The 15,576-nt window shown below is 38.4% G+C and carries 15 protein-coding genes; 10 read left to right on the forward strand and 5 right to left on the reverse strand.

Translation table 11 applies throughout. The features are described from left to right. Positions 1–12: 12 nt before the first annotated feature. On the forward strand, positions 13–1,842 hold the full coding sequence (locus tag EGI31_RS11055) for a glycoside hydrolase family 13 protein (RefSeq protein ID WP_255037293.1): 1,830 nt from the start codon (positions 13–15) through the stop codon (positions 1,840–1,842). 235 nt (positions 1,843–2,077) lie between these two features. Here the strand turns inward: EGI31_RS11055 and EGI31_RS11060 are convergent, their stop codons facing one another. Continuing rightward, positions 2,078–2,533: an SRPBCC family protein gene (locus EGI31_RS11060; protein WP_255037294.1), complete on the reverse strand. Its 456-nt coding sequence runs from the start codon at positions 2,531–2,533 to the stop codon at positions 2,078–2,080. Positions 2,534–2,749: 216 nt separating this feature from the next. Between EGI31_RS11060 and EGI31_RS11065 the strand changes: the two genes are divergently transcribed. Further along, positions 2,750–3,796 (forward strand): sugar phosphate isomerase/epimerase family protein, encoded by a 1,047-nt coding sequence (locus EGI31_RS11065; RefSeq protein ID WP_255037295.1) that lies wholly within the window; start codon positions 2,750–2,752, stop codon positions 3,794–3,796. 41 nt (positions 3,797–3,837) lie between these two features. On the opposite strand, the gene EGI31_RS11070 is transcribed toward EGI31_RS11065, so the two are convergent. The 3 genes from EGI31_RS11070 to EGI31_RS11080 all read right to left on the reverse strand — a co-directional run bounded on the left by EGI31_RS11070 (position 3,838) and on the right by EGI31_RS11080 (position 7,751). After that, on the reverse strand, positions 3,838–4,860 hold the full coding sequence (locus tag EGI31_RS11070; RefSeq protein WP_255037296.1) for a serine hydrolase domain-containing protein: 1,023 nt from the start codon (positions 4,858–4,860) through the stop codon (positions 3,838–3,840). Positions 4,861–4,872: 12 nt separating this feature from the next. After that, positions 4,873–6,012 carry a DEAD/DEAH box helicase gene (locus tag EGI31_RS11075; RefSeq protein WP_255037297.1) on the reverse strand — a complete coding sequence of 380 codons (1,140 nt, stop codon included), beginning with the start codon at positions 6,010–6,012 and terminating at the stop codon, positions 4,873–4,875. 449 nt (positions 6,013–6,461) lie between these two features. Next, positions 6,462–7,751 (reverse strand): UDP-N-acetylmuramoyl-tripeptide--D-alanyl-D-alanine ligase, encoded by a 1,290-nt coding sequence (locus EGI31_RS11080; RefSeq protein WP_255037298.1) that lies wholly within the window; start codon positions 7,749–7,751, stop codon positions 6,462–6,464. A 67-nt stretch (positions 7,752–7,818) separates the two neighbouring features. Between EGI31_RS11080 and EGI31_RS11085 the strand changes: the two genes are divergently transcribed. Both EGI31_RS11085 and EGI31_RS11090 read left to right on the forward strand, forming a co-directional pair. Further along, a complete protein-coding gene (locus EGI31_RS11085; protein WP_255037299.1) occupies positions 7,819–8,307 on the forward strand; it encodes a methylated-DNA--[protein]-cysteine S-methyltransferase in 489 nt (162 codons plus the stop codon). A 60-nt stretch (positions 8,308–8,367) separates the two neighbouring features. Beyond that, a complete protein-coding gene (locus tag EGI31_RS11090; protein WP_255037300.1) occupies positions 8,368–8,730 on the forward strand; it encodes a hypothetical protein in 363 nt (120 codons plus the stop codon). 51 nt (positions 8,731–8,781) lie between these two features. On the opposite strand, the gene EGI31_RS11095 is transcribed toward EGI31_RS11090, so the two are convergent. Next, positions 8,782–9,477 carry a DsbA family oxidoreductase gene (locus EGI31_RS11095; protein WP_255037301.1) on the reverse strand — a complete coding sequence of 232 codons (696 nt, stop codon included), beginning with the start codon at positions 9,475–9,477 and terminating at the stop codon, positions 8,782–8,784. 50 nt (positions 9,478–9,527) lie between these two features. On the opposite strand from EGI31_RS11095, the gene EGI31_RS11100 reads away from it, so the two are divergent. The 6 genes from EGI31_RS11100 to EGI31_RS11125 all read left to right on the forward strand — a co-directional run. Then, positions 9,528–11,666, forward strand: coding sequence for a S9 family peptidase (locus EGI31_RS11100; protein ID WP_255037302.1), 2,139 nt, complete (start codon positions 9,528–9,530; stop codon positions 11,664–11,666). Positions 11,667–11,891: 225 nt separating this feature from the next. Then, a complete protein-coding gene (locus tag EGI31_RS11105) occupies positions 11,892–12,443 on the forward strand; it encodes an SPOR domain-containing protein (protein WP_255037303.1) in 552 nt (183 codons plus the stop codon). Then, entirely contained in the window at positions 12,440–13,540 is a 1,101-nt protein-coding gene (gene gmd / locus EGI31_RS11110; protein ID WP_255037304.1) for a GDP-mannose 4,6-dehydratase, read from the forward strand. The genes EGI31_RS11105 and gmd overlap by 4 nt, the downstream gene beginning before the upstream one ends. Positions 13,541–13,578: 38 nt before the next feature. Then, entirely contained in the window at positions 13,579–14,151 is a 573-nt protein-coding gene (gene def / locus EGI31_RS11115; protein ID WP_255037305.1) for a peptide deformylase, read from the forward strand. Next, positions 14,151–14,921 carry an amidohydrolase gene (locus EGI31_RS11120; protein WP_255037306.1) on the forward strand — a complete coding sequence of 257 codons (771 nt, stop codon included), beginning with the start codon at positions 14,151–14,153 and terminating at the stop codon, positions 14,919–14,921. The genes def and EGI31_RS11120 overlap by 1 nt, the downstream gene beginning before the upstream one ends. Positions 14,922–15,047: 126 nt before the next feature. Beyond that, the coding region (locus EGI31_RS11125; protein WP_255037307.1) for a WD40/YVTN/BNR-like repeat-containing protein at positions 15,048–15,576 on the forward strand (529 nt) is incomplete at its 3' end.

Below are 15,576 nucleotides of genomic sequence, written 5' to 3' on the forward strand. Positions count from 1 at the left end.
AACTGAATACCTATGAAAAAAATACTTTTTATCTTATTGATTATCAACCTAAAATCCTTTGGACAAGCCATAGAACATTTCGAGCCATCTTCTTGGTGGGTAGGTATGAAAAACCCTAAACTTCAGGTACTTATTCATGGAAAAGAAATTTCTACTTTTAGTGTAAATGTCAATTACCCTGGTGTAAAACTTTTAAAAGTCAATAAAACCGAAAACCCAAATTACCTTTTTGTTGACTTAACCATCTCCCCCAATGCCAAAGCTGGGAAAGTCCCTTTTCGTTTTACAAAAGGTAATCAAAAAACCGAGTATTCATTGGATTTGAAAAATAGAAAGCCGAATTCAGCACAGCGAGAAGGCTACAGTCAAAAGGACGTTATCTATTTGCTTACACCAGATAGATTTGCCAATGGCGACTCTCAAAACGACAATATTGCTGGCTACCCAGATGCACTCAACCGAGCGAGAGACTATGGCCGCCACGGTGGCGACATTGCCGGTATCAGAAAAAACCTGAGCTACATCTCTGACATGGGCTTTACCACCATTTGGCCGATGCCTTTGGAAGAAAACAAAATGGAAGAAGCCAGTTATCATGGTTATGCCATCACCGATTTTTATAAGATTGACCCGCGTTACGGAAGCAACGAAGATTACATCAATCTCGTGAAAGAATCCAAACAAAAAGGCTTGAAATTTATCAGAGACGTGGTGTTGAATCATTGCGGACTTAACCACTGGTGGATGAAGGACTTACCTTCGAAAGATTGGATCAACAACGAAGGGAAATTTAAGCCAACCAACCACCAAAGAGAAGTAATTCACGATCCTTATGCCTCTAAATATGACATGGACAAAATGACCCAAGGATGGTTTGTATCGGCTATGCCTGACATGAACCAACGTAATCCTTTCATGGCCAATTACCTGATTCAGAACACAATATGGTGGATAGAAAACGCCGACTTGGATGGACTTCGCATAGACACTTACCCTTATTCTGACAAAAACTTCTTATCGGTTTGGTCGAAAGCAGTGATGGACGAATACCCGAAATTCAATATGGTGGGCGAAGAGTGGTCCACACGCCAGGCGGTAACCGCCTACTGGCAAATGGGACAAAAAAACAAAGACGGATACAAATCATACTTACCCACTATGATGGATTTCCCACTGAACAATGCACTCATAGAAGGCTTAAAAGAAAACGACAAAGAATGGGGAAAAGGAATGTTAAAAGTGTATCAATGTTTGTCTGACGACTATCTGTATGCAAACCCCAACAATCTCATGACTTTTGCTGATAACCACGACATGAACAGAATTTTTACCCAACTCAACGAAGACAAAAATCTGCTGAAAATGGGGTTGGCGGTTATTTTTACTATGCGTGGAATACCACAGTTTTTCTATGGAACGGAGGTGGCCATGACCTCACCGAAAGAAAGAAACGACGGCCTAATCAGAGCCGATATGCCGGGAGGTTGGGAAGGTGACAAGGCCGATGTTTTTCAAAACAAAAACTTGAATCCGCTGCAATCAGAAATGCGAGAATATGTAAAAAAACTACTCAATTGGCGAAAAACAGCCTCTGCCATTCACAACGGCAAACTGGTGCATTATTCTCCTGAGGATGGCATTTACACCTATTTCAGATTCAACGAAAATGAAAAATATTGGATAATTCTGAACAAAAATGAAGAGCAAATTTCTCTAAATACCCAAAAATACAAAGAACATCTTCCCGAAAAAGCGAAATTCTATGATGTTCTAGAGAACCAAAGCCTTGAGAACCAAATCTCTATCCCAGGCAAAGGGTTTAGAATTTTGAAGGTGGATTGAAAAACAATATTCATCTAGCCAAAAAATGAGGGTTGACTAATCACCCCTCATTTTTTTGTAATAGCATTTAGGAAAATTTTACCCAAAATGCTCAATAGACATTCTGGCGAAATAAAATTTGGTAAAAAAGCTATGACGAGCATCGAAAAACCTATCGAGATAGGTTTGCAGAGGCACGGAAATTGATTTGAAGCCAAACTTTATTGTAGCCGATTATCTAATGAGTTTTTTGGGTTTAAACCTTCGGAAATAATTTCTCCAAAACGGCCTTTCGATAAGTAAAAATTCCTTGCACTTTGGCATCTACGAAGAGTTTACCAGCTATCCAGCCAAAAACCCACTTTCCGATGTCGTAGTGCAGTATATCCGTCATCAAAACTCCACCCTCTACTGCTTTAAAATGATGCTCGTGGTGCCAGATATTGTATGGCCCGAGTCGTTGCTCATCCACAAAAAACTCGTTTTCTTTCACGTGAGTTATCTCCGTAACCCAATCCAAGGGAATATTCAGCATCGGTGAAACCTTATAGCTAATCATCAAACCTTCGTACATTTTTTCGGGAATATCGTATAAGATTTTGAAGGTCATTTCAGGTGGAGTAATCTCGTTGAGGTTCTTGGGCGAAGAGAAAAAATCCCAAGCTTTTTCAAGACTGATAGGTAAAAACTGTTCAACATGTAATCGTTTCATTCCACGATAAATTTTAAATGTGATATTAGAGTCTTAACAGATTCTGGTCTTCATTGTTTCAAGAAAGACCTTAGGCACAAGGTTCTAAATCGCTGAAAAAAGCCAATTTATCGGATAATGTTTTGAAACTGTCGTTTTTGTGGTACATAATTATTTTTTAATTGTATTTTTATAAGAAAATAAAAACGTACTCGATCATCTATTCAAAAATAAAAAATGGAAAAAATAGACAAAACCTCAGTTTCTCGTCGCCAATTCTTGACTAACGCAGCACTTATTTCCGGCTCAATGCTGGGAGCAAGCAAGATTTTTGGAGCTCCGGCCATCATCAGAGACCTTTACAAAGGCGGTTCGCTTATCAAAGGAGTTCAAATTGGCGTTATCACTTACTCATTCAGAGAAATGCCTGACCAAAGTGCCGAGGCCACCCTTCAATATATTCTGGATAGTGGCATCAGTGCGGTTGAGCTCATGGGTGATCCGGCTGAAACTTTTGCAGGAAGACCAAAAAATCCAATTGATATGCGTACCTATTTCCCTCTAATGAGAAAACGCAGAGAAAAACAACCACTCACTGAAGAAGAAACAAAAAAACTTGATGCCGCCGATGCTCAGATGAAAGAATACAACGCTGAGGTGAAAAAATGGAGGTCTAGTGTGCAAATAAGTAAGTTTGAAGAATTCGCTAAAATGTATAAAAAAGCCGGAGTAAGTATCTATGGTTTCAAGCCAAATGCCTTCGGAAAAGACAATAGCGATGACGACGTTGCCTATGGAATGAAAGCAGCCAAAGCCTTGGGAGCTAACCAAGTAACCCTAGAACATCCATCTGACGATGCTCAAACGCTAAGATTAGGGAAATTGGCCGAAAAATATGGTATAAAAGTAGGATACCACGGGCACGAACAGCAAACGCCAACTTTCTGGGATACTGCCTTGGCACAATCACCAGCCAACGGTTTAAATCTTGATTTGGGGCATTTTGTAGCAGCCGGCAATATAGAATCACTGGCATTTGTCAAAAAAATGAACAAAAACATACTCAGCATGCACATCAAAGACCGCCAAAATGCCGCCAATGGTAAAGGCAACTTGCCATGGGGAACGGGAGACACACCTTTGGCTGATGTGCTGAAAATAATGAGAGACAATAAGTACAAATTCCCAGCGACGGTAGAATTGGAATACAAAATACCTGAAGGCTCTAACTCGGTGAAAGAAGTTCAGAAATGTTTGGAGTTTTGCAAAAATGCCTTGTTGTAAAATACTCACCTATGAAAATAAAGAAGGGCTTCGGCCCTTTTTTATTTCAAAATCCCACTTTCTAGTACAATTTTTCTTACTCCAGCTTCAAAAAAATAACTGATAGTAATGTCATCAAAACACTGATTTTCAAGAACTATGACACTTGTTTTGGTTTGGGGATAATATAAATTCACGGAGGTGAAACCTTGCTCGGGTACAATGCCCGTATGACCAAATTCGATGATATCTGATTGGTCATTTATTCTAATTCCGTAGCCATAACCAACGGCTTTTTCGCCAAAAACATTATGTTGAGAGAGAATGTTGTATGAAATCATTTTCTTGTAAGTGGCTGGTTTTAAGAGTTTTACATTGTGCAGTTTTTCGTTCCAAATGGCCAAATCAGAGACTGTTGAAACTAGACCCGACGCCGGAACTCTGTCTTTTGAAATGATATATTTTGAAATCTCCTCTTTGTTTTCTGAAAAATGAAAACCATTAACCAAACTGCTTTGAATGGCACTATTTGGATATCCCGAATTTTTCATTCCGCAAATACCAAATAATTCACTTACTGCTTTTTCGTAGGATGTTTTGGTGACGGCCTCCACTATTTTCCCCAATAGAATATAGTTTAAATCGGTGTATCTAAATGTGGTGCCTGGCTTTGAGGCCAAGGGTTTTTCTATGCTCACAATTCCAGAGGTATGATTCAACAATTGATGGATATTCACCGAATCCACCCATTTCTGAGTATAATTTGGCAAATAAGTTCGGATATTTTTCTGTAAATCTATCTTTCCTTTATCGACTTCTCTTAAAATCAAAACGGCAGTGATTTGCTTACTGTTAGAAAGTAAAACAAACTTGCTATTCATTTTCAACAACTCGTTATTCTTTGATTTTGCCAAGCCTAAAGCATTTTGATATAAGGCTTTTCCTTTTTGAGAAACCAAAACAACTCCATTGAAAGCTCTCGGTTGTTTTACACTCAAAAGGCTATCAATTCTTTCTTGCAAATGCGATTGAGCAAAAGCAACATTGGCCAATAGATAGAAAACAAAAATGATAATTTTATTCACGTTAAATTTAATTCAAAAACCAAAATCCAAAGTCTCAGCATCTATTTTCTCCACTTTCCGACCCATTTTTTTCTGGATAATATAAAAATGGTGTTCCTCTTCGTCAGTCACCAAAGAAATGGCTTCTCCAGTGGCATTTGCCCGACCCGTTCGGCCGATTCTATGTACATAATCTTTGGGCGAGCGGGGCAATTCGTAGTTAATAACCGTCGGAAGTTGTACAATATCAATTCCTCGAGAAGCTATATCTGTTGCAACAAGAACATTGATTTTGCCTTTCTTAAATCCACTTAAAGCCTCACTTCTAGCACTTTGCGATTTGTCACTGTGTAAGGCCGAAGCATTTATTCCGTTTTTCTTGAGTTTGGCCACCACATTGTCAGCCGTACGAGTGCTGGATACAAATACCAAAACTTGCTGCATATTTTGAGATAAAATCAAATGTCTCAAAAGCGGCCCCTTTTTCTCGGGTTTTACAATATAGGCCGTTTGTATTATCAAATCCAGATTCAATACTTCCGGCTCAATCTCAATGATTTCGGGTTCATGTAATACTGAAGATTTTATTTTGTCCAACTTAGGGTCGAGTGTGGCTGAAAACAATAGATTTTGCCTTTTAGCAGGAATCAATCGCAGAATATCAGCCATTTCGTCTTGAAAACCCATGTCGAGCATTTTGTCAGCTTCATCAAGCACCAAAATTTCAATTTTGCCCAAATGAATGGAGTTTGTCGAAACCATATCAAGTAGCCTTCCTGGCGTAGCCACCAAGATTTCAGTATTTTTGAGTTTAACCATTTGCTGGTTCAAAGGCACACCGCCATAGACTGCCAAATTTTTAGGTGCAATGGGCAAACCTACTGTAAACGAACTAAATACCTCACTTATCTGCATGGCCAGTTCACGCGTTGGAGCCAGAACGAGTACTTTTAGATGTAGATTTCTCGAAGTTTTTTTCTGCTGAAAAAGCTCTAAAATGGGCAAAACAAAACTGGCGGTTTTTCCTGAGCCCGTTTGAGCCTTGGCTTGTAAATCTTTACCTTTCAGTATCACCGGAATGGCCTGCTGCTGAATAGGATATGGTTCGGTATATTCCATCTTTTCGATGGCATCCAGCAATGGTTTCGATAGTCCGAGCGATTGGAAAGACATGTTTTGTTTTTTCTACAAAGGTAAAGCAATTTTTCAGGCGGAGTGATTTTTCAAATCGCTTAATTAAAATATTTAAATATGGATAAAAACGTAAAGCGATTTCCCAAATCGCTGAAACCTATTTATAGGAATAATTTAATTATTGACGACACGAAAAACCGTGTAAGGCAGAACAAAGTTTTAGTATTTACCTGTATATTCTAAAAGCATCTTTTAGTTTTTACCTACATATTCTAAAAGATGAATTTAGTTTTTACCTGTATATTTTAAATGGAAAAGAATATTTTTTATTAAATATTTGATTTTAAGTCATTTATAGAAACTTCGTGTTTATTAAAATTCAATACAATTTCCAAAGAGAATATATTTAATTTTAAAATAAATAGTTTCTAAAAATTATCCTATTTATTAGTTACTCAAATAACCTAGCATAATTTAAAAAAATTCTACTACATCACCGTCAAAACACTCTCCAACCCCACACCTCTAGAACCCTTAACAAGAAAATAAGTATTAGTGAAAGCCTTTTCTATTAGCCAATTATGTAAAGAAAACTTATCGGTAAAGTAATAGGCTTTTGGTAAATGAACCAAAGCATGCTGCATGTTTTCGCCGTAAAGCACTACCGTGTCAAAGTCTTGCTCAGAAGTTAATTTGCCCAAAGCTTCGTGTTCCGTTTGACTGTATTCACCCAGCTCAAACATATCGCCCAATATCACTACTTTTTGTTTTTCGGTTCTCAAATTTCCGAAGTTTTTCACAGAGGCGGCCATCGACGACGGATTAGCATTGTAAGCATCCATCAGGAACGAATTACTTCCTTTTTCTATCACTTGCGAGCGGTTGTTATCGGGATTGTAGTCGGCAATCGCTTCTGCGGCATCCGTGTGACTTACTCCAAAAAAGCGACCCACAGCAAAGGCGGTTTGCATATTGTCAAAGTTGTATTTTCCACCGATATGTGTGGTATAAATATGCTCACTTTCAGGAATTTGAAACGAAACTGTAGGGCTTTCTGCAGTCATTTTTAGTGCAAATTCATCTGCTCCATAATAAACCACCAACATCATGCTCTTTTCTTTAATCAGAGAAGTCAATTTTTCGTCTGTTTGATTTACAAATGTGGTTCCATTACTATTTTTAAGAAAATCAAAAAGCTCTCCTTTCCCTTTTCTAACACCTTCTTCACCACCAAAACCTTCGAGATGAGCCTTCCCAAGATTCGTGATAAAACCATGTGTAGGCTCACATATACTACTCAACATGGCTATTTCTCTCTGATGATTGGCTCCCATTTCTATCACCGCCATCTCGGTATCAATGGTCATTTCGAGTAGCGTCAAAGGTACACCTATGTGGTTGTTGAGGTTTCCTTTGGTGGCATGAACTTTAAAGTTCTTACTTAAAACCCTTACCAAAAGCTCTTTATTGGTCGTTTTTCCGTTTGAACCCGTGAGGCCAATAACCGGAATGTTAAATGTCTTTCTGTGAAAATTGGCCAGTTTTTGTAGTGTTTCGAGTACATCATCTACCAAAATACATTGCGGATTTTGGGCGTGTTCCATTTCATCCACTACCGCGTAGCTCGCTCCAAGAGCGATGGCCTGCTCCGCAAAGTTATTGGCATTAAATTTCTCGCCCTTTAAGGCAAAGAAAATCTGTCCTTCGCCAATTTTGCGGGTGTCGGTTGTAACGCCCTTACTTTCTTTAAATTTCTCGTAAATTTCTGCTATTTGCATTCAATCGTGTTTTCGATATCAAAGTTCTGCCTTTTTGCTTAATTTCGTATTATCCTTCATAAAAATTGTGGCAGAATATTTTAAAACATTCTTAAAAACCGCTGAGCATCTGCTCAAAATTGAGTCTGATGAACATGCCATCAAAGCCATCAGTTTTGTGAAGCATACGGAAGATTCCTCTGAATTTCAACCCGAAATTCTTGAAAATGCCAAACAACAATTGCAAAATTATTTTGAGGGAAATCTGCAAAGTTTCAACCTAAAACTTGACCCAGAAGGCACAGATTTTCAGAAGAGGGTTTGGGATTTACTATACAAAATTCCTTACGGAAAAACCTGTACTTATGCCGACATGGCCAACAAATTAGGTGACCCGAAAGTGATCAGAGCCGCTGCCTCAGCCAATGGAAAAAATCCTGTAGCCATCGTAATTCCTTGTCACAGAGTAATCGGAACCAACGGAAGCTTAACTGGCTATGCCGGAGGCTTGGAAAACAAACGGTTTTTGCTCGATTTAGAAAACCGTGTGGCCAATGGCGTCATGAGTTTGTTCTGAAAATTCAATTACATCCATTTTCAGGTTATATTTGAGGAAATTTTACCCAAAAGCAAAAACATGAAATCTTTCTTTTTCTCCATATTATTACTTTTCTCCCTCAATTCTTTCGCTCAGTCAGACACCATTACGGCTGCGACGGCCAAAAATTATATTGGAAAAGAAGTGGTATTAAAAGGAATTCTGAAAGGCGTAAAACCATATTCTGACCGAAATGGGAAAGATATCCTATTTTTAGATATTGATGAGAGTTTCCCCAACACCGAAATAGGTGTAACCGTATTTCCAGATGCAGTTCCAGAGGTAAAAATCACAAAAGAAGATATTGGAAGAACAGTCTTTATTACCGGGATTGTGCAAGACTACAAAGGCAAACCAAGTCTCCCTATAAGCGAAGGGAAGCAATTTAAGTATAAAGAATAGCCAAATTTCTTCCAAAATTTGGCTATTCAAAATATTGATTAATACGACATCTTACAAACACTCGCCTGACGCCACGTCGCAACTTTCGCCTGCATTAACTGGCATTTCGGCCTGCATTTCTTGCTGAATTTGGCGTAATGTATCAGCCAAAACTTGCGGTGGCTGAGCTCCGCTTATACCATATTTATCATTAAAAATGAAAAACGGAACGGCACTCACTCCTCTCGATTGAAAGTACGAAATCTTTTCTTTTACTTCTTCAAAAAGTGATTCATTGGCTAAAATGGTCACCACTTTCTCGGCTCCCCAGCCAAACTCAGTCATTATCTTTATGATATTTTCGGTCTTACTCAAGTCTGTGGCATCTTCGAAATAAGCTTTAAAAAACCTTTCCTTAAGTTTTGCCTTGAACCCTTCTTTTTCGGCTTCCAACATCAGTACATGAAGTGGCATGGTATTCATGGTGCGTTCCATTTTACTAAAATCAAAATGGATTCCTTCTGTGTCTCCCACACTTTCCATGTGTTGGAATATTTGTTGCACTTTTTCGTCACTACCAAACTTTTTTGCGTAGTAAGGTTTCAACTCTCTTCCCTCTTCGGGCACAGTCAGGTCTAGTTGAAAAGGCTGCCAAGTGATGTCGGCTTTTATTTCAGGAACCATGGCCAAGGCTTTTTCCAAACGACTTTTACCAACATAACACCATGGACACGCCACATCCGACACAATATCTATTTTTATATTCATTTTTTTAGTCTAAATTTCGATGTCATTACAATCAACAATACAAAAAAACGATGCGAAAAATTCTATTTCTTCTCTTATTGGCTCATTTTTCTTTTGCCCAAACAGAAAAAATCCAAGTTACAGATCTTACAAAAATCAAAAATGTGGTATCTATCGTTACCAATAATGATAAAGCCATTTATGCCCTAAAAACCATAGAACCAACGCCGGACAAACCTCTCGAATTCGATTATATCACAAATTTGTACCTGATAAATCTTCAAAATCCATCAAAGCATATTGCACTTACACGCGGAAACGAAGGTGCTAGCCAACCTGCATTGTCGCCTGATGGAAAAAGTCTGGCCTTTGTTCGTACGGTAAAGGACAAATCACAAATTTTTATAATGCCACTTGAGGGAGGTGAGCCTTGGCAATTGACGACTTCAAAATATGGAGCGAGTTCACCACAGTTTAGCCCAGATGGAAAAAGAATTCTTTTCTCGTCAAGTTTGAGTTTGAATGAAATACTTAATGACTCGGTTTTCAATGCCAAAAAGGAATTGCCCTCTTGGTCATTTGAAAAACCCGGTTTTAAATCCAACGATTTTTTGGTGGAGAAAAAAGGGGTAAAGGCTAATCCAGATGGCAATATTGAGGAAATCAGAGCCTACCTGAACAAAGATGTAGTCGACAAAAAAGCCAAGGTATTGAACAGGTTAAATTTTCAAGGAGAGGCTACCGTAGAACCTGAAATGAGATTTAGCCATGTTTTTGAGATAGAAATATTGGAAAATGCCAAAGCAAAAGCATTAACATCGGGTTATTGGTCTTTCCAGAATGTAAATTATACCCCTGACGGCAAAAGAATTATTGCCACTACTGCGAAAGACGCCACCCAACACCCTGACAGAGAGCAAGAAAACAAAATCATTTCGATTGACCTCGCTTCGTTGAAGCAAACCACCATTTACGAAAAAGAAGGTAAAAGTTTTGGCGGCTTAAGCCTTTCGCCAAGTGGAACTAAAATAGCCCTGGTCATGAATGCGGCAAACGTGATGTCTCATGGTCAACTGTCTACCATCAACGCTGACGGCACTGGCTTCAAAGAAATAAATTTTGACAGAGTTCCAAACAGCATAACTTGGTCAGCAGACGAAAAAAGTCTTTATTTCGTGGCCAATTCTAATGGTGGTGTTCCGGTTTTTAAATTAGATGTTACAAACGGTAAAGTCGATCGATTAACTGATTTTGAGTCGGGTATTGGTTCATTGGAGATTGTAAATCCAACAAAAGCCATTTTCGCTAAAAACGACGTTTCTAATCCACACGAAATCTATGTTTCGGACCTTACCTTTAAAAATCAAACTAAAATTAGCGATATAAACACGCCTTGGATTAAAAACAAAAAACTGAGTTATCCTGAAAAACGAACCTTCAAAAACTCAGCAGGCCAAGAAATAGAATTTTGGATAATGAAACCAACGGATTTCGTGGCAGGGAAAAAATATCCACTATTGCTCCAAATGCACGGTGGGCCTACTGCCATGTGGGGGCCAGGTGAGGCATCCATGTGGCATGAGCTACAATATTTTGCTGCCCAAGGCTACGGAGTGGTATTTCCAAACCAAAGAGGATCAGGTGGTTATGGCAAAGACTTTCAGTTTTCTAACTACCGCGATTGGGGCAAAGGCCCACAGGAAGATGCATTGGGAGCTACGAGCATAGCAGCCAAAGAAGCTTGGGTAGATACTTCCAAACAAGTAATAACAGGTGGTTCATACGCTGGATATCTAACCGCTTGGATTATCGCTCATGACCATCGTTTTAAAGCTGCCTTTGCTCAACGGGGCGTTTATGACCTTACCACTTTCATGGGTGAAGGAAATGCCTGGAGACTCACGCCAAATTACTTTGGGCTACCATGGGACGACGAGGCCAAAACCAAAATAGACGCCAATTCGCCTTACACTTTTGTGGATAAAATCAAAACGCCCTTACTCATTAAACATGGCGAAAACGATCTACGCACAGGTGTAATTCAGTCTGAAATGATGTTTAAAAGCCTAAAATATCTTGAAAAAGAAGTAGAATATGTAAGAATGCCAGGAGGAACCCATGAGCTCTCGAGAACAGGAAACGTACGCCAAAGAATAGACAGAATTCTAAGAATTTATGAATTCTTCGAGAGATATATTTCCACAAAATAAAAATTGGTAATAATTAAATTTTTTTATTAAACTAATTTTTTTATATTTGCAACCAATGTTTTAGAATTAAAACATCACCCTCATTCATTTGAGGTGATTTATCATAGGTTAAAGTATTTTCGTCTTGGAAAGGCATTTGGGTCTCCCGAATGTCTTTTTTTATTATACCATATCATTCATTTACAAGACTAAATTGTTAATTTTGTGTCCAAATAATTGATAATTATGAAGAAAAACGTGCTTTTCGTGAGTTTTCTTTGGATTTTGTCCTCTTGTATGAGCAAACTTAGTCCTAGCAAAGAAAGCAAAAACGTCGAAAAAATTACGGAATATTCTGAGGATTTGTCAGTATTCAGACCTAAATATGACCCCGTTGTTGAGGTCACAAAAATTGACAAAACAGATGCACCCAAAACGCCATCCACTCAAAGCAATTCGGCATCAACTCTAAAAAATGAAAATGAGGCAGTAGAAGCGGTTCTATCGCACATCAGAGATACCAATAAAAAATTAGCTGAAGGCAAGGGATACAGAATTCAGGTTTTTTCGGGAAACAATAAAATGGATTTTGAAGCTGCTAAAAGCTATTTATACAGAAATTTCTCCGAACTAGAGCTCTACGAATCATACAGTCAACCCACTTACAGAATTAAAGTTGGGGACTTTATAAGTATCGACGAAGCCAATAGATATTCAAGCGATCTAAAAAATAAATTTAGTACCGTAAGAATCATAAGCGATAAAATAAACGTAAAAAAAGCACTCGAAATTAAATGAAAAAAGCACTCATAACAGGTGTAACAGGCCAAGATGGAGCCTATTTGGCGGAATTTTTATTACAAAAAGGATACGAAGTTCATGGTATAAAAAGAAGGGCGTCTTTGTTCAACACTGACCGTATTGACCACCTTTACAAAGACCTCCACGAAACCAATGTGAAATTCATACTTCACTATGGCGACTTGAGCGACTCAACCAACATAATTAGAATTATACAAGAGGTTCAACCTGACGAGATCTACAACTTGGGAGCAATGTCTCACGTAAAAGTAAGTTTTGATGAACCCGAATATACCGCCAATGTTGATGGAATCGGAACACTGAGAATTCTAGAGGCCGTTAGACTATTGGGATTGACAAAAACCTGTAGAATTTACCAAGCCTCCACATCAGAACTTTATGGATTGGTTCAAGAAGTTCCACAGTCAGAAACCACACCTTTTTATCCGAGATCTCCTTATGCAGTTGCCAAATTATACGGTTACTGGATTACGGTAAACTACCGCGAAGCCTACAATATGTATGCCTGCAATGGAATACTCTTTAACCACGAATCGCCTTTAAGAGGTGAAACTTTTGTGACAAGAAAAATCACTAGAGCCGTTTCACAAATCGCCTTAGGCCAAGAAGAGTGCCTGTTTTTGGGTAATTTAGACGCCAAAAGAGACTGGGGACATGCCAAAGATTATATTGAGGCCATGTGGTTAATTTTGCAACAAGACGTAGCCGAAGATTACGTAATTGCTACAGGAATTACAACAACCGTAAGAGATTTTGTGATAATGGCATTTGCTGAAGTTGGCATTACGCTTGAGTTCAAAGGCTCTGAAGACAAAGAAGAAGGATTTGTGGTTAGCTGTTCAAATCCTGAGTTTCAGTTGGAAATTGGAAAGAAAGTATTGGCGGTAGATCCTAAATATTACAGACCAACAGAGGTGGAATTGTTGATAGGTGATCCTACAAAATCACAAACTAAACTTGGTTGGAAACCGAAATATGACCTTCCAGCATTGGTGAAAGAAATGGTAGCTGCTGATTTAGATTATTTCCAAAACCAACCGGTTTTTAACAAGGCCGGTATAAAAATTAGATAATCGATAAGATTTCAACAAAAAATATAAGAATTTAAAACATGATTTATCCTATAGTAGCTTACGGAGCCCCTGTATTAAGGAAAGTTTGCGTTGATATTCAGAAAGGCGAAATGGACGTAAAAAAAGTATCTGAGGATATGTTTGAGACGATGTACCATGCCTCTGGAGTAGGTTTGGCTGGACCACAAGTGGGCTTGGCTTATAGAATTTTTGTGGTAGATGGCGAAATCATGAACAAAGGAGCTGAAACAGAAGAAGATATTGACCAATCTTTGATAGGTTTCAAAAAGGTTTTCATCAATGCACAAATAATTGAAGAAAAAGGTGAAAAATGGGCATATGAAGAAGGTTGCCTAAGCATACCTGGCGTAAGAGCAGATGTATACAGACCCGACACCTTGGTTATCAAATACCTAGATACTGATTTCGTAGAACACACAGAAGAATATTCTGGACTAGCAGCCAGAATTATTCAGCACGAGTATGATCATATAGAAGGCGTGCTTTTCACCGACCACTTGGCACCGTTGAAAAAACAAATGCTCAAGAAAAGACTTGGAAATATCCAGAAAGGAATAGTGGATGCAGATTACAGAATGAAATTTGCCTAATGGATCAGAATCTCAAAATTAGTTTGATTCAGACCGACTTGGTTTGGGAAAATCCCCAGGCTAACCTACAAAATTTTGAAGAAAAAATAAATAGCGACAACAGTAACCCCGATTTGATTATCCTGCCTGAGATGTTCAATTCGGGGTTTTCTATGCACTTTTCTGAAACCCATCCATCCAAAAGTCTAGCATGGCTTTCAAAGGTTTCTTCTGCCAGGCAAACCGCCATGTATGGTTCGCTGGCTATAACTGAAAACGGCGAAAACTATAATCGCGGGTGTTTCGTAAAACCAAATAGCGAAGAGCATTTTTACGACAAAAAACATCTTTTTAAGTATGGCAAAGAACACGAAACTTACACCGCAGGCACTGAAATCATAACGATTGAACATAAAAACTGGAGAATAAGACCCTTGATTTGTTATGATTTAAGATTCCCTATTTGGAGTAGAAACACCGCACCATTTTACGACCTCCTAATTTATGTAGCATCTTGGCCAATGGCACGCATAGAAGCTTGGAGAACGCTTCTCAAAGCTAGAGCGATAGAAAACCAATGTTATGTAGTTGGTGTAAATCGTATAGGAACAGATGGCAACAACCTGATTTACAACGGACAGTCTTTAGTCATTGACTTCACTGGAAAGATTCTATGCGATGCCGAGGAAAAAGACACCATTATATCCACAGAATTATCATTCGAAAACCTACAAAACTTCCGCACAAGATTCCCTTTTTTATCAGACGGAGACAGTTTTGAATTAAAATAAAAAAGGTAAGAATTTTGCCCCAAGAAACCTTACGTGGCTTAATTTTTGAACATTTTTTATTATTATTGCCTTTTGATAAATTACCTATTAAAATTTATTCTATAAACCGATAATTTTCAACAGCCCTTGAAGAGACTTTTACTATTTATACTGTTTACAACCAGCTTATCACAACTTACGGCTCAAGATATTTCGGTAGATATTTTGCAGCAGGGCAAGTCTTTTGCCGACTCCTCTTACTATGACATCATCAAGGTTGAGGACAAATTTTGGGTTGCAGGCAAATATGGTATACTGAAGTCACTTGACGCACAAGGGAACATAGAAAACATATCTTATCCGACCGAAGGTCTGGATATCTACAAACTCGAAAACCTAGACAATCAAACGGTTTTGGCCAGTGGCGACAAAGGAACGCTATATATTCATGACCTCAAAACCAAGGCCTGGAAAACTATAAAAGTAAGAAATTACGAAAATGCCTGCTTTTATAATTTGGCTGTAGATAACCAAAAAAATATATTTTTGAGCGGCGGAAATTCAAAGATAGCCCATTCTGGAAAGAGTATTCCGAACGGATTTGTGTTGGTCTCCTCAGATATGGGTCAAACTTGGCGTCGGATTTACAAAAATACCTTCAACATGGTGTGGTGTG

It is taken from the genome of Lacihabitans soyangensis (assembly GCF_024343775.1).
In the GTDB taxonomy this organism is placed as follows: Bacteria; Bacteroidota; Bacteroidia; order Cytophagales; family Spirosomataceae; genus Leadbetterella; species Leadbetterella soyangensis.

Excerpts from the sequence above, each read along its gene's own strand:
- EGI31_RS11060 (WP_255037294.1), bottom strand. The coding sequence starts at position 2,533 with ATGAAACGATTACATGTTGAACAGTTTTTACCTATCAGTCTTGAAAAA.
- EGI31_RS11090 (WP_255037300.1), top strand. The coding sequence starts at position 8,368 with ATGAAATCTTTCTTTTTCTCCATATTATTACTTTTCTCCCTCAATTCT.
- EGI31_RS11095 (WP_255037301.1), bottom strand. The coding sequence starts at position 9,477 with ATGAATATAAAAATAGATATTGTGTCGGATGTGGCGTGTCCATGGTGT.
- EGI31_RS11080 (WP_255037298.1), bottom strand. The coding sequence starts at position 7,751 with ATGCAAATAGCAGAAATTTACGAGAAATTTAAAGAAAGTAAGGGCGTT.
- EGI31_RS11065 (WP_255037295.1), top strand. The coding sequence starts at position 2,750 with ATGGAAAAAATAGACAAAACCTCAGTTTCTCGTCGCCAATTCTTGACT.
- EGI31_RS11100 (WP_255037302.1), top strand. The coding sequence starts at position 9,528 with ATGCGAAAAATTCTATTTCTTCTCTTATTGGCTCATTTTTCTTTTGCC.
- EGI31_RS11075 (WP_255037297.1), bottom strand. The coding sequence starts at position 6,012 with ATGTCTTTCCAATCGCTCGGACTATCGAAACCATTGCTGGATGCCATC.
- EGI31_RS11105 (WP_255037303.1), top strand. The coding sequence starts at position 11,892 with ATGAAGAAAAACGTGCTTTTCGTGAGTTTTCTTTGGATTTTGTCCTCT.
- def (WP_255037305.1), top strand. The coding sequence starts at position 13,579 with ATGATTTATCCTATAGTAGCTTACGGAGCCCCTGTATTAAGGAAAGTT.
- EGI31_RS11120 (WP_255037306.1), top strand. The coding sequence starts at position 14,151 with ATGGATCAGAATCTCAAAATTAGTTTGATTCAGACCGACTTGGTTTGG.
- EGI31_RS11055 (WP_255037293.1), top strand. The coding sequence starts at position 13 with ATGAAAAAAATACTTTTTATCTTATTGATTATCAACCTAAAATCCTTT.
- gmd (WP_255037304.1), top strand. The coding sequence starts at position 12,440 with ATGAAAAAAGCACTCATAACAGGTGTAACAGGCCAAGATGGAGCCTAT.